The 12083-nt window shown below is 65.6% G+C and carries 13 protein-coding genes; 8 read left to right on the top strand and 5 right to left on the bottom strand.

The window, feature by feature from the left end; genetic code table 11:
- Positions 1-54 precede the first annotated feature (54 nt).
- The 3 genes from ACQ4N9_RS06645 to ACQ4N9_RS06635 all read right to left on the bottom strand — a co-directional run bounded on the left by ACQ4N9_RS06645 (position 55) and on the right by ACQ4N9_RS06635 (position 3028).
- Positions 55-699 carry an oxidoreductase gene (locus ACQ4N9_RS06645; protein WP_390966664.1) on the bottom strand — a complete coding sequence of 215 codons (645 nt, stop codon included), beginning with the start codon at positions 697-699 and terminating at the stop codon, positions 55-57.
- A gap of 26 nt (positions 700-725) precedes the next feature.
- A complete protein-coding gene (locus tag ACQ4N9_RS06640) occupies positions 726-2459 on the bottom strand; it encodes a C13 family peptidase (protein ID WP_390966666.1) in 1734 nt (577 codons plus the stop codon).
- 113 nt (positions 2460-2572) lie between these two features.
- Entirely contained in the window at positions 2573-3028 is a 456-nt protein-coding gene (locus ACQ4N9_RS06635; RefSeq protein WP_390966668.1) for a MaoC family dehydratase, read from the bottom strand.
- Positions 3029-3176: 148 nt separating this feature from the next.
- On the opposite strand from ACQ4N9_RS06635, the gene ACQ4N9_RS06630 reads away from it, so the two are divergent.
- Genes ACQ4N9_RS06630 through ACQ4N9_RS06620 form a run of 3 tightly spaced genes read left to right on the top strand, consistent with a single transcriptional unit; the run spans position 3177 to position 4852 of the window.
- The gene (locus ACQ4N9_RS06630) at positions 3177-3539 is read left to right on the top strand and encodes a CidA/LrgA family protein (protein ID WP_390966670.1); all 363 of its coding nucleotides are present in this window, start codon (positions 3177-3179) and stop codon (positions 3537-3539) included.
- On the top strand, positions 3536-4252 hold the full coding sequence (locus ACQ4N9_RS06625; protein WP_390966672.1) for an LrgB family protein: 717 nt from the start codon (positions 3536-3538) through the stop codon (positions 4250-4252). The genes ACQ4N9_RS06630 and ACQ4N9_RS06625 overlap by 4 nt, the downstream gene beginning before the upstream one ends.
- Before the next feature lie 9 nt (positions 4253-4261).
- Positions 4262-4852 carry an LON peptidase substrate-binding domain-containing protein gene (locus ACQ4N9_RS06620; protein WP_390966674.1) on the top strand — a complete coding sequence of 197 codons (591 nt, stop codon included), beginning with the start codon at positions 4262-4264 and terminating at the stop codon, positions 4850-4852.
- Between the two features lie 99 nt (positions 4853-4951).
- Here the strand turns inward: ACQ4N9_RS06620 and ACQ4N9_RS06615 are convergent, their stop codons facing one another.
- Complete coding sequence (locus ACQ4N9_RS06615) at positions 4952-6268, bottom strand: bifunctional DedA family/phosphatase PAP2 family protein (protein WP_390966676.1); 1317 nt, start codon at positions 6266-6268, stop codon at positions 4952-4954.
- A 3-nt stretch (positions 6269-6271) separates the two neighbouring features.
- Positions 6272-6964, bottom strand: a complete 693-nt coding sequence (locus ACQ4N9_RS06610) for a DNA-3-methyladenine glycosylase (RefSeq protein ID WP_390966678.1) — start codon at positions 6962-6964, stop codon at positions 6272-6274.
- 297 nt (positions 6965-7261) lie between these two features.
- On the opposite strand from ACQ4N9_RS06610, the gene ACQ4N9_RS06605 reads away from it, so the two are divergent.
- From ACQ4N9_RS06605 to mrdA, 5 genes are read left to right on the top strand one after another with little or no spacing between them, the layout of a single operon-like run.
- The gene (locus tag ACQ4N9_RS06605) at positions 7262-8533 is read left to right on the top strand and encodes a glutamate-5-semialdehyde dehydrogenase (RefSeq protein WP_390966680.1); all 1272 of its coding nucleotides are present in this window, start codon (positions 7262-7264) and stop codon (positions 8531-8533) included.
- 34 nt (positions 8534-8567) lie between these two features.
- Positions 8568-9194 (top strand): nicotinate-nucleotide adenylyltransferase, encoded by a 627-nt coding sequence (gene nadD, locus ACQ4N9_RS06600; protein WP_390966855.1) that lies wholly within the window; start codon positions 8568-8570, stop codon positions 9192-9194.
- 44 nt (positions 9195-9238) lie between these two features.
- Complete coding sequence (rsfS, locus tag ACQ4N9_RS06595; protein WP_110993391.1) at positions 9239-9667, top strand: ribosome silencing factor; 429 nt, start codon at positions 9239-9241, stop codon at positions 9665-9667.
- A 9-nt stretch (positions 9668-9676) separates the two neighbouring features.
- A complete protein-coding gene (rlmH, locus tag ACQ4N9_RS06590) occupies positions 9677-10144 on the top strand; it encodes a 23S rRNA (pseudouridine(1915)-N(3))-methyltransferase RlmH (RefSeq protein WP_023631106.1) in 468 nt (155 codons plus the stop codon).
- Positions 10145-10160: 16 nt separating this feature from the next.
- Positions 10161-12059 carry a penicillin-binding protein 2 gene (gene mrdA / locus ACQ4N9_RS06585; protein ID WP_110993392.1) on the top strand — a complete coding sequence of 633 codons (1899 nt, stop codon included), beginning with the start codon at positions 10161-10163 and terminating at the stop codon, positions 12057-12059.
- Positions 12060-12083 lie beyond the last annotated feature (24 nt).

Raw genomic sequence — 12083 nt, 5'->3', positions numbered from 1 at the left:
TGGCGCATTCGCGGGTGAACCCGCTCCCACAGGTCATGCACTTCGCGCTTCAATTCATTTTTTGCCCAGTTTGCGCAGTTCGTCCGATTCGACGACGCGAATCCCGTCCTCTTCTTCCAGTGCCAGGCGCCACAGCGCCCGGGCCAGGGTGCAGGCCTCGATCCCCCGGTACTTGCCTGGGATCAGGCGAGAGAAGGGCGCGGCCATGCGCTCACCCAGTCGAGGTTCGATGCGCTCGCCCAGCAGCAATGACGGCCGCACGATAGTCAGCTGCGGCCAGTCCTGTTGCTTGAGCGCCTCTTCCATCTCGCCCTTGACCCGGTTGTAGAAGATCGAAGATTTTGCGTCGGCCCCCAGCGCGCTGATCACCAGCAGGTGGCGCGCACCCATCTCGCGGGCGCGCTTGCTGAAGGCCACGACCATGTCCAGGTCGACCGCACGGAAGGCGTTTTCCGAGCCGGCCTGCTTAAGCGTGGTGCCCAGGCAGCAGAAGGCGATATCGACACGGCCGGCCAGTTGCGGGAGAAACACGGCCGGGTCACCCACCGGGTTTTCCAGGTGTGGGTGCTCGGCCAGCGGCCGGCGAGTCGGCGCCAGCACGCGGCTGATGGTGGGCTCGTTGAGCAGGCGGTCGAGCAGGTGTTCACCCGTCAGACCCGTGGCACCGGCAAGCAGGACATGCTGAGGCGTCAAGTACATGATGTCTCTCCCTTGTTACACACAGCTTAGTGGGTGGCAGGTATTTTTGCCTGTTCGCCCGGTACTGGCTGTGTGCCATTGCGCAAGGCTTGTTCGGCCTGTTGCCGGCGCAGGCGCTGCCAGTGCGTGACCACTGCCGGCGGCGCCCATAGCTGCGGCTCAGAGGCTTCGAAGCCTTCCCTTCTCTCCCGTTCGGCAACACTTTGCCGCGCCAGTTCAAACGCCTGTTTCAGGTCGTCGGTCTGGTTCAGTGCCTGGGCGAACAGGGCATCGCCGAAATAGGTGAAGTCGGCCTCTTCCGAGCAGCCGAACGATACCCGGTCGGGGCGGGCGGCGGTCATGATCAAGGTCCGGTCGTCCTTGAGCGGGGCGATGTAGCCACCGGAGTAGCAGGCGGAGACCACGATGACCTTGTCGCGGTCCTTGAGGGGGGCGAGGGCGCTGGCCAGCTCGTCGGCGGTCAGGTCGGCCAGTTGCAGGCGCGGCTGGTCGAGTACCAGCTGGTGGTCATGGCTGCCATGGCTGGTCAGGTAGACGAACACCAGGTCTTCCGGGCCGCTGCGCTCGGCGATCACGCGGGCGGCGCGGGTGAGGTTCTCGCGGGTGGCCATGGGGCGGTCGGCAAGGTGGTCGCGGTGGTTGACCAGGGTCACCTGGCCGTGGGCGCCGAAGCGAACCTTGAGCATGTTGCTGACGTAGTCGGCCTCGCGCATGAACACGCTTTGCTGGCCATCGCCGGCCACAACCAGGCTGTACAGCTGCACGGGTGGGAGCGAGCGCGGCACCTTGCTCAGGGCATCGTCCAGCAGCTTGCCCTGGTTGAGCAGGGCCAGGTCGAGTGGGTCGGGCAGCAGCTTGCTGTTCTCGTCACGCACGCGCACGCCGTTGGTCCAGTAGCCAGCCTCGACCCGGCCGTCGGGGTGGGTCAGGCGGCCATGGCCCTGGTAGGCGTCGTCGGCGAAGCCGCCAATGTACTCGCTGCCATCGGCCAGTTGCAGGCTGCCGTTGCCATTGAAGCGCCAGTCACGAAAAGCCCCTTTGTAGCGGCTGCCGTCGCTGCCCAGCAGTTCGCCCTGGCCCACCAGCGAGCCATCCTTGAAGTCGCCGATCCACACATCGCCGTCGACATTCTCGTAGCGCCCTCGGCCTTCGAGGTGGTTGTCCTTGAACTCACCGATGTACTGCTCGCCGTCGGCGCTGTCGTAGGTGCCGGCGCCCTGCAGCTGGCCGTCGATGAAGTGGCCGCTGAACTGGTTGCCGCTGGCATCGCTGCGTACCCCGGCGCCATTGGGCTTGCCTTTGGCGAACAGGCCCTGGTAACGGCTGCCGTCGGCCAGGTCGAGCTGGCCGGCGCCGTCGTACTGGTCGTCCTTGAACTGGCCGCGGTAGGTCTGGTCATGTTGCTTGAGGGTGCCTTCGCCATCGCGGCGGCCGTGCTTGAAGGTGCCGGCGTAGTGGCTGCCCGGGGTGGTGAGGTCGCCCAGGCCCTCGAACAGCCCAGCGGCGAACTGGCCACGGTAGACCTCGCCGTTGCTGCCGTGCCATTCGCCCTGGCCATGCCATTGGCCATCCTTGAAGGTGCCGGCGTACCAGCTGCCATTGGGGTAGTCGATGCGCCCCTCGCCCTGCAACAGGCCGTTGACCACCTGGCCCCGGTAGCGGCCGCCATCGGGCAGGCGGGCGTCAGGTGGCGACAAGGGTTCGCCATCGCCGCAGGCGGCGAGCAGCAGGATAAGGGTCAGGGGTAGCAGGGAGCGCATGGCAAAGTCCGGGCCGAACGATGCATGGAGTATGCCGCACAATGCGTGAAAGGGTGAATTGGGGCGTTTGTGGGAGTGGGTAAGCCCACTCCCACAGGTGTTCAGTCAGCCCTTCAGACGAAGCAGAGCGACAGCGGCTCGGCGATGTAGGCCGGTTTCTCTTGACCTTCGATCTCGAGGGTGACGGTGGCCTTGAGCAGCCACTGACCGGGCTTCTTCTCGATGGCTTCGGTCAGGTCCACCTTCAACCGTACATTGCTGTCGACTTTGACCGGCTGGATGAAGCGCACGCTGTCCAGGCCGTAGTTGACCACCATCTTCAGGCCTTCGGGCAGCACCAGCAGGTCCTCCATCAGCTTGGGGATCAGCGACAGCGTGAGGAAGCCATGGGCGATGGTGGTGCCGAACGGGGTCTTCGCCGCTTTGACCGGGTCGACATGGATGAACTGGAAATCGCCGGTGGCCTCGGCGAACAGGTTGATGCGTTGCTGATCGATCTTCAGCCAGGCGGAACGTCCCAGTTCCTTACCAACGTACTGCGCAAGCTCTGTAACCGGTACATGGGGCATCGCGACTCTCCAGGTTGTCATTTGGTACGAAGGTGCAAGATCAGCACGGCCAGCCGTTGCAGTCAAGTTATGCCTTTTTCGCCGAATATCGCCTTATAGCCGCGTGCTTGGCGTGCTTATAATGGCCGCCTGCTTTCAGGAGGTCTTTATGCTGTTGCGTGGGTTGACCTGGCTGGTGCTGTTCCAGCTGCTGGGGACGGCGATCAATCATCTGTTCCTGCCTATCCTGCCCGGGCCGATCATCGGCCTGTTGCTGCTGTTGGCCTTCCTGATGGCGCGTGGTGAAGTGGGCAAACCGCTCAACGAAGCCGCCAGCAGCCTGCTGCGCAACCTGCCGTTGCTGCTGGTGCCGCCGGCCGTGGGGGTGATGGTCTACGCCAGGGACATTGCCGCCGACTTCTGGGCCATCGCCGGCGCCTTGCTGATTTCCTGCCTGGTGACCCTGGTGTTCGTTGGCGTGCTGATGCAGAAGCTGATCCACCGCCAGGGCAAGCGCGAGGAACTGCCATGACCCTAGACTGGCATGGCGCGCTCGACGCGGTGATCCATCATCCGTTGTTCGGCATCGGTATCACCCTGGCGGCCTACCAACTGGTGCTGGCGGCCTATGAAAAGACCCGCTGGATCTTCCTGCAGCCGGTGCTGGTGTCGATGCTGGTGGTGATCGGCGTGCTGCTGGTGTGCGGCATCGACTACGCCGAGTACCGCAAGAGCACCGAGATCATGGGGACGTTGCTTGGGCCGGCTACCGTGGCCCTGGCGGTGCCGCTCTACCTGAACCTGCGCCGCATCCGTCAGCTGTTCTGGCCGACATTTACTACGCTGGTAATCGGAGGCTTGTTCGCCACGCTGGCCTGCCTGGCGCTGGGCTGGTGGTTCGGCGCCGAGCACATGATCCTGATGACCATGGCGCCCAAGTCGGTCACCTCGCCGATCGCCATGCTGGTGGCCGAACAGATTGGTGGCGTGGCGGCGCTGGCGGCGGTGTTCGTGCTGATCACCGGGGTGATCGGGGCGATCTTCGGCCCGGCGCTGTTGACCCGCTGCGGTGTGCTCAGCGCCGAGGCCCGGGGCATGGCCCTTGGCGTAACCGCCCACGCGGTGGGTACCTCGGTGGCCTTGCAGGAAAGTGATGAATGCGGCGCCTTCGCCGCGCTGGCGATGAGCCTGATGGGGGTGGCCACGGCGGTGTTCCTGCCGTTGGCGGTCAGCCTGGTGGCATGAGGACTTGAGATGACGTTACCGCTGTTTCCCCTCAATACCGTGCTGTTCCCCGGTTGCCTGCTCGACCTGCAGATCTTCGAGGCGCGCTACCTGGACATGATCGGCCGCTGCATGAAGCAAGGTGCCGGCTTTGGTGTGGTGTGCATCCTCGAGGGCGAGCAGGTGGGCAAGGCCCCGCCAGTGGTGGCATCGATCGGTTGCGAGGCGCTGATCCGCGATTTTGTGCAGCAGGACAACGGCCTGCTGGGGATTCGCGTGGAAGGTGTGCGGCGCTTCAGTGTCGAGCAGACCGAGGTGCAGAAGGACCAGTTGCTGGTCGGCGAAGTCAACTGGCTGCCGGAACTGGCCGACAGTCCGCTGGTAGAGCAGGACGATGACCTGCTGGCGCTGCTGCTGGCGCTGGGCGAGCACCCGATGGTCGAGGCGCTGGACATGCCGCGTGACGTGGACGGGCGGCAGTCGCTGGGCAACCAGCTCGCCTACCTGTTGCCGTTCATGGAAGAAGACAAGCTCGATTTGCTGGCAATCGATTCGCCGCAGCAACGGCTGGAGGCGATCCAGGCGCTGCTGGAGCGGATCCAGGGCGAGTTGTTCGCCTGAGTGTTTCATCGGCCCCTTCGCGGCTGAAGCCGCTCCCACAGGGTCTGCGTATAACCTCTGGGAGCGGCTTTAGCCGCGAAGGGGTCAGCGCAGCCGCCCTCAATACTGGTAACGCAGCAACGCCTTGGGCAATGCATGCAGCACAAAGAACGCCAGCAGCGCGACACACGCCGGCAGCACCAGCCACCACACCCGTTGCGACAGCGCCGTGAGCGGCTGGCGATACTGCACCAGCGTCAGGCTCAGCGCGCACACGCAGCACGCCAGCAGCGCCCCGGCCAGGATGTCGGTCGGCCAGTGCGCCCCCAGGTACACCCGCGACAGGGCGATCGCCAGGGCCGGCAGGCAGCCCAGCATCACCCAGGTCAGGCGCATGCGCGGTGGTTGCCCGCGCCCGGCCAGTACCGCCAGCACCAGGAAGAAGGCGAACGCCGCCGAACTGTGGCCGCTGGGCATGCTGTAGCTGGTCAGCGGGTCGCTCAGCACCTCCGGGCGGGCCCGGGCGAACAGCCATTTCAGCGTGCCATTGGCGATTGCCGTGCCGATCAGTACCGAGCCTGCGAACAGTGCATGGCGCCACTGCCGGGCCAGCAGCAACAGCCCGGTCAGCAGGCCGCCGAGGAAGAACTGGGTACGGAAATCGCCCAGGCGGGTGATCATCACCACGGCGCCGTCGAGTGCCTGGCTGCGGTGCTCCTGCACCAGGGTCATCACCCCTTGGTCGAATTCGCTCAGGTACGGCCAGCCGACGAACAGGGCGGCCACCGCCACGCCGCTGAGCGCGGCGACCAGGCGGGTGCCGTGGCGCTGGTCGCGGATGCTGCTGTTCAGGCTCAGGCCAATCAATACCGCAAGGGTGCCGACGATGATCCCGGCATCCAGCCAGAACCCCTCGGGCAGCGGCAGGCGCATGGCGGCGCCGGTGGCCCAGCCAGGCAGCAGGTAGGCCACCGACCAGCCGGCGCCGGCCACCAGGCTGACGGCGATGAAGCGCGGCAGCGGCATGTCGAACATGCCCGCGACCATCGGCAGCATCGGCCGCAGCGGGCCGATGAAGCGGCCCACCAGCAGGCTGGCGATGCCGTAGCGCTGGAAGTAGGCCTCGGCGCTGCCGATCCATTCAGGGTGGCTGCGCAGCAGCGGCAGGCGGCGGATGTTCTGGTGGAAATACTTGCCCACGGCATAGGAAATTGCGTCACCCAGCAGGCCGCCGAGGAAACCCAGCAACAGGGTTTCGCCCAGGCTGAAGGTGCCGCTGCCGGCCAGCACGGCGACAGCGAACAGCAGTACGGTGCCGGGCACGATGATGCCGGCGATCGCCAGGCATTCCACGCAGGCCACCACGAAGATCGCCAGGCCCAGCCACTGCGGGTTGGCGCCAAGCCAGGAGGTCAGGCTGTCTAGCCATTGGCCCATGGGTCAGTTTCCTTGTTCGAGAATGAAGAAGTCTTGGCCTTCGACCTGGCCGCGGCGCAGTGGGTTGCGCGTGCAGTGGCGGGCGTATTCGGCGTCGACGAAGCGATAGGGCAGGTGCTCGTCACGGCCGTGGGGGATGCCCAGTCGGGCGGCCTGCAGCACCCGGGGCACGCGGATGCCGCAGTCCTCGACGTACAGCCGCTCGGGGTCGAAGCGCTGGGCGTCCCAGTGCGGCACCTTGAGGCCCATGGCCCGGCACAGCAGGGTCTGGCCGTTGCATAGGCGTTCGGGCGGGCGCAGGTTGCCGCTGGCGTCGGGGTTGTTCAGTTGCATCTGCGCCAGGCTGTTTTCGTCGGACAGGGCATCGACCCAGGGGTAGGCGGACTTGATCAGCACCGCGTTGCCCGGGCCATGGGCGCTGAAGTTCAGTGAGTCGCCGCCGCGGGCGTAGTACATGTAGATATGCCCGCCATCGAGGAACAGCGCCTTGCGCTTTTCGGTGAAACCCAGGGACGCGTGGCTGCCCTTGTCGGTGAGGTAGTAGGCCTCGGTCTCGATGATCCGCGCCGCCAGCCAGAGATTGCCGTGCCGGTGGCGGATCACCTTGCCGAGCAGGTCGCGGGCGAGGGTCTGGGCGTCGCGGTCGAAGAAGCTGTCGGGCAGGGCACGGGCCGGGCAGGGGGCGTGTTCGGTCATGCGGGCGGTTCGTGGCGGTAAAGCCGGGGATGATAGCAATGATTGGCTTAATCGAGGCTGAATCGCGGGTAGCTTCATCGCTGGCAAGCCAGCTCCCGCAGGAGGGAGCCAAGCCTGTGGGAGCTGGCTTGCCAGCGATTACGGTAGTGCAGGCGCAGGTTTTTTCGATAAGGCTGGTTACATCTTTCCTACACATCGATGCCCACCATTTTCTACCATCCGCCACCCACCGCTGGGCGTACCGAAGCGCGCCAGTTATAATCAGCCGATTTCCCCTTTCGCCAAGACACCGAGCCCATGACTGAGTCCGTTCTTGACTACATGACCCGCCTGGGTCACGCCGCCCGTGAGGCCTCGCGGGTCATCGGCCGTGCCAGCACCGCGCAGAAGAACCGCGCCCTGCAGGCCGCCGCCGATGCGCTGGACGCCGCCCGCGACGCGCTCACCGCAGCCAATGAACAGGACCTTGCCAGCGGCCGTGCCAATGGCCTGGAGCCCGCACTGCTCGACCGCCTGGCACTCACCCCGGCGCGTATCGACGGCATGATCACCGGCCTGCGCCAGGTGGCCAGCCTGCCGGACCCGGTCGGCGCCATCCGCGACATGAGCTACCGCCCGTCGGGCATCCAGGTCGGCAAGATGCGCGTGCCGCTGGGGGTGATCGGGATCATCTACGAATCGCGTCCCAACGTGACCATCGACGCCGCCAGCCTGTGCCTCAAGTCGGGCAACGCCACCATCCTGCGCGGCGGTTCCGAAGCCATCCATTCCAACCGCGCCATTGCCACGTGCATCCAGCGTGGCCTGGCCGAGGCCGGCTTGCCGCCGGCGGTGGTGCAGGTGGTCGAGACCACCGACCGCGCCGCGGTGGGCGCGCTGATCAGCATGCCCGAGTTCGTCGATGTGATCGTGCCGCGCGGCGGCCGTGGCCTGATCGAACGCATCAGCCGCGACGCGCGGGTGCCGGTGATCAAGCACCTGGACGGTATCTGCCACGTTTTCGTCGACGAACATGCCGACCTGGACAAGGCCTGGCGCGTTGCCTTCAACGCCAAGACCTACCGCTACGGCATCTGCGGCGCCATGGAAACGCTGCTGGTCGACCAGCACGTGGCCGAGCGCTTCCTGCCGGAGATGGCCCGCCGCTTCCAGGAAAAGGGCGTCGAGCTGCGCGGTTGCCAGCGCACCCAGGCGATCATCGACTGCCAGCTGGCCACTGAAGACGACTGGCACACCGAATACCTCGACGCGATCCTATCGATCCGTGTGGTCGACGGCCTGGACCAGGCCATCGAGCACATCAACCACTATGGCTCGCACCACACCGATTCGATCATAACCGAACACCAGGGCCAGGCCCGGCGCTTCATCGCCGAGGTCGACTCGGCGTCGGTCATGCTCAACACCCCGACCTGCTTCGCCGATGGCTTCGAGTACGGCCTGGGCGCGGAGATCGGCATTTCCACCGACAAGCTGCATGCCCGCGGCCCGGTCGGCCTGGAAGGCCTGACCTGCGAGAAGTACGTGGTGATCGGCGACGGCCAGCTGCGCGGCCAGGAGTCCTGCTGAGTTGAGCAAGGCGGTGGCAGTTCGGCGCGTCGGCATGCTCGGCGGTACCTTCGACCCGGTGCATATCGGTCACCTGCGCAGTGCGCTGGAAGTGGCCGAGTTCATGCACCTGGACGAGTTGCGCCTGCTGCCCAACGCCCGCCCGCCGCACCGCGATACGCCACAAGTGGCGGCGCAGGACCGGTTGGCCATGGTGCGCAGCGCCGTAGAGGGTGTTGGCTGCCTGAGCGTGGACGCCCGCGAGCTGGCGCGCGACAAGCCGTCGTACACCATCGACACCCTCGAATCGGTGCGTGCCGAGCTGAACGGGCACGACCAGTTGTTCCTGATCATGGGCTGGGACGCGTTCTGCGGCCTGCCCAGCTGGCACCGCTGGGAAGAGTTGTTGCAACACTGTCACATCCTGGTGCTGCAACGCCCGGATGCTGATGTCGAACCCCCTGACGAGCTGCGCAACCTGCTGGCTGCGCGCTCACAGAACGACCCCACCGCCATGTCCGGCCCGGCGGGGCACATTTCGTTCGTCTGGCAGACGCCGCTCGCGGTGTCCGCCACGCAGATCCGACAGCTGCTGGCCAGCGGCAAGTCGGCGCGGTTCCTGGTGCCGGACGCAGTACTGGCCTACATCGAGGCGCACGATCTGTATCGTGTGTCCAACTGACGGCGCCCATGGGCGCCTCATTCAATGAGTTGAACGAGTTTTATATGACCAAGCAGAAAATCAATGGCATCAGTGGCGAAGAGCTGGTCGCGCTGACCAAGGCCGCGCTGGAAGACGTCAAGGCCCAGGACATCCAGGTTATCGACGTGCGCGAAAAGCACAGCCTGACCGACTTCATGATCATCGCCACCGGTACTTCCAATCGCCAGATCAACGCGATGCTGGAAAAGGTCCGTGAAGCGGTCAAGGCCAAAGGCGCTCAGCCACTGGGCGAAGAAGGCAAGGGCGACAGCGACTGGGTGCTGCTGGACCTGAACGACGTCATCGTGCACATGATGACCGCCGCCGCGCGCCAGTTCTACGACCTGGAACGCCTGTGGCTGGGTGCCGAGCAGAGCCGCGCCAACGATGGCAAGCACCACAGCCCGGAGCACGCGCACGAGTATTCCGACAAGCTCAAAGACCGGGAATAAGGAAGCGTCGTGCGTCTGCGTCTGATCGCGGTCGGCTCGCGCATGCCCAAGTGGGTCGAGGAAGGCTGGCATGAATATGCCAAGCGCCTGCCCCCGGAGCTTGCGCTCGAGCTGGTGGAAATCCCGCTGAATACCCGCGGCAAGAACGCCGATGTCGCCCGCCTGATCCGTCAGGAGGGCGAGGCGATGCTGAGCAAGGTGCAGCCTGGGGAACGCATCGTCACGCTGGAGGTCCATGGCAAGCCGTGGAGTACCGAGCAGCTGGCGGGCGAGCTGGACCGTTGGCGCCTGGATGCGCGTACGGTCAACCTGATGGTGGGCGGCCCGGAAGGGCTGGCGCCGGAGGTCTGCGCACGCAGCGAGCAGCGTTGGTCGCTGTCGCCGCTGACGTTGCCGCACCCGTTGGTAAGGATACTGATCGGCGAGCAGATCTATCGCGCCTGGACCGTGCTGTCCGGGCATCCGTACCACAAATGAACCTGTAAGCCCGCCGATGCCGCAGCAGATCCGCCTCAAGGACCACGAGAAAGACGCCCGCCTGGTGCGCAACCGCGTCGTCGTGGGCGCCGTGGCGGTGGTGCTGCTCGTCTGCGTGTTGATCGCCCGGCTCTACTTCCTTCAGGTCATCCAGTTCGACTACCACTCGACGCTGTCGGAAAACAACCGGGTGCATGTGCAGCCGATCCCGCCGACCCGCGGGCTGATCTTCGACCGCAACGGGGTGATCGTCGCCGACAACCGGCCCAGCTTCAGCCTGGTGATGACCCGCGAGCGCTCCGGCAACCCTGGCAAGTGGCAGGAAGTGCTGGATGTGATCGTCGAGGTGCTGGAGCTCACCCCGGATGACCGCGCCTTGTTCGAGAAGCGCATGAAGCAGGGGCGTAGGCCATTCGAGCCGGTGCCGATCCTGTTCGAGCTCAACGAAGAGCAGATCGCCCGTATCGCGGTCAACCAGTTCCGCCTGCCCGGTGTCGAGGTGGCGGCGCAGTTGGTGCGCCACTACCCGCAGGGCGCGCACTTTGCTCACTCGGTGGGCTACGTGGGGCGGATCAACGAGAAAGAGCTGAAGACCCTCGACCCGGTGAACTACAGCGGCACCCACCACATCGGCAAGACCGGCATCGAGCGGTTCTACGAAGATGACCTGCACGGCCAGGTGGGTTACGAGGAAGTCGAGACCAATGCCCGTGGCCGGGTGCTGCGGGTGCTCAAGCGCACCGACCCCAAGCCGGGCAAGGACATCGTGCTGAGCCTCGACATCAAGCTGCAGGAAGCGGCCGAGCAGGCGCTGGGCGGGCGGCGCGGCGCGATCGTGGCGCTCGACCCGCGCACCGGCGAAGTGCTGGCGATGGTCAGCCAGCCGAGCTTCGACCCCAACCTGTTCGTCACCGGCATCAGCTTCAAGGCCTATGCCGAGCTGCGCGACTCGATCGACCGGCCACTGTTCAACCGTGTGCTGCGCGGCCTGTACCCGCCGGGTTCGACCATCAAGCCGGCGGTGGCCATTGCCGGCCTGGACAGTGGCGTGGTGACCGCCTCCAGCCGGGTGTTCGACCCGGGCTACTACCAACTGCCCAACTACGACCACAAGTACCGCAACTGGAACCGCACCGGCGATGGCTGGGTGGACCTGGATGTGGCGATCATGCGCTCGAATGACACGTACTTCTACGACCTTGCGCACAAGATGGGCATCGACCGCTTGTCCAACTACATGAACCGGTTCGGCATCGGGCAGAAGGTCTCGCTGGACATGTTCGAGGAATCCCCCGGCCTGATGCCGTCCCGCGAATGGAAGCGCGCCACCCGCCGCCAGGCCTGGTTCCCGGGCGAAACGCTGATCCTCGGTATCGGCCAGGGCTACATGCAGACCACGCCGCTGCAACTGGCCCAGGCCACCGCGCTGATCGCCAACAAGGGGGTGTGGAACCGCCCGCACCTGGCCAAGACCATCGAAGGCCAGCCGCCGGTGGACGAGAACCCGATGGAGAACATCGTCCTGCGCGACAAGTCCGACTGGGCCAAGGTCACCCATGGCATGGAGCAGGTGATGCACGGTGCCCGTGGTACCGCGCGCAAGGCGGCCCTTGGCTCGCAATACCGTATCGCCGGCAAGAGCGGCACCGCGCAGGTGGTGGCGATCAAGCAGGGCGAGAAGTACGACCGCAACAAGCTCCAGGAGCGCCACCGCGACCACGCCCTGTTCGTTGCCTTCGCCCCCGCCGAAGACCCGAAGATCGTGGTCTCGGTGATGGTCGAGAACGGCGAGTCCGGCTCCGGTGTCGCCGCCCCCGTGGTGCGCCAGGTCATGGACGCCTGGCTGCTCGACGAGAACGGCCGGCTCAAGCCTGAGTTCGGCCCCGCCACAGTCGCCCAGGAAACGGCCCCGTGATGAACAACTTCGATCGCATGCTCT

This window comes from Pseudomonas sp. ES1 (assembly GCF_050586605.1).
Classification (GTDB): Bacteria; Pseudomonadota; Gammaproteobacteria; order Pseudomonadales; family Pseudomonadaceae; genus Aquipseudomonas; species Aquipseudomonas sichuanensis.
The sequence above is the reverse complement of the archived record's forward strand: the minus strand, read 5'-3'. Positions and strand labels throughout refer to the sequence as shown.

What these genes read in the sequence shown, in the direction of transcription:
- ACQ4N9_RS06645 (WP_390966664.1), bottom strand. Translation starts at nt 699, where the DNA reads ATGTACTTGACGCCTCAGCATGTCCTGCTTGCCGGTGCCACGGGTCTG.
- ACQ4N9_RS06620 (WP_390966674.1), top strand. Translation starts at nt 4,262, where the DNA reads ATGACGTTACCGCTGTTTCCCCTCAATACCGTGCTGTTCCCCGGTTGC.
- ACQ4N9_RS06625 (WP_390966672.1), top strand. Translation starts at nt 3,536, where the DNA reads ATGACCCTAGACTGGCATGGCGCGCTCGACGCGGTGATCCATCATCCG.
- ACQ4N9_RS06640 (WP_390966666.1), bottom strand. Translation starts at nt 2,459, where the DNA reads ATGCGCTCCCTGCTACCCCTGACCCTTATCCTGCTGCTCGCCGCCTGC.
- ACQ4N9_RS06630 (WP_390966670.1), top strand. Translation starts at nt 3,177, where the DNA reads ATGCTGTTGCGTGGGTTGACCTGGCTGGTGCTGTTCCAGCTGCTGGGG.
- ACQ4N9_RS06610 (WP_390966678.1), bottom strand. Translation starts at nt 6,964, where the DNA reads ATGACCGAACACGCCCCCTGCCCGGCCCGTGCCCTGCCCGACAGCTTC.
- ACQ4N9_RS06635 (WP_390966668.1), bottom strand. Translation starts at nt 3,028, where the DNA reads ATGCCCCATGTACCGGTTACAGAGCTTGCGCAGTACGTTGGTAAGGAA.
- mrdA (WP_110993392.1), top strand. Translation starts at nt 10,161, where the DNA reads ATGCCGCAGCAGATCCGCCTCAAGGACCACGAGAAAGACGCCCGCCTG.
- ACQ4N9_RS06615 (WP_390966676.1), bottom strand. Translation starts at nt 6,268, where the DNA reads ATGGGCCAATGGCTAGACAGCCTGACCTCCTGGCTTGGCGCCAACCCG.
- ACQ4N9_RS06605 (WP_390966680.1), top strand. Translation starts at nt 7,262, where the DNA reads ATGACTGAGTCCGTTCTTGACTACATGACCCGCCTGGGTCACGCCGCC.
- nadD (WP_390966855.1), top strand. Translation starts at nt 8,568, where the DNA reads ATGCTCGGCGGTACCTTCGACCCGGTGCATATCGGTCACCTGCGCAGT.
- rsfS (WP_110993391.1), top strand. Translation starts at nt 9,239, where the DNA reads ATGACCAAGCAGAAAATCAATGGCATCAGTGGCGAAGAGCTGGTCGCG.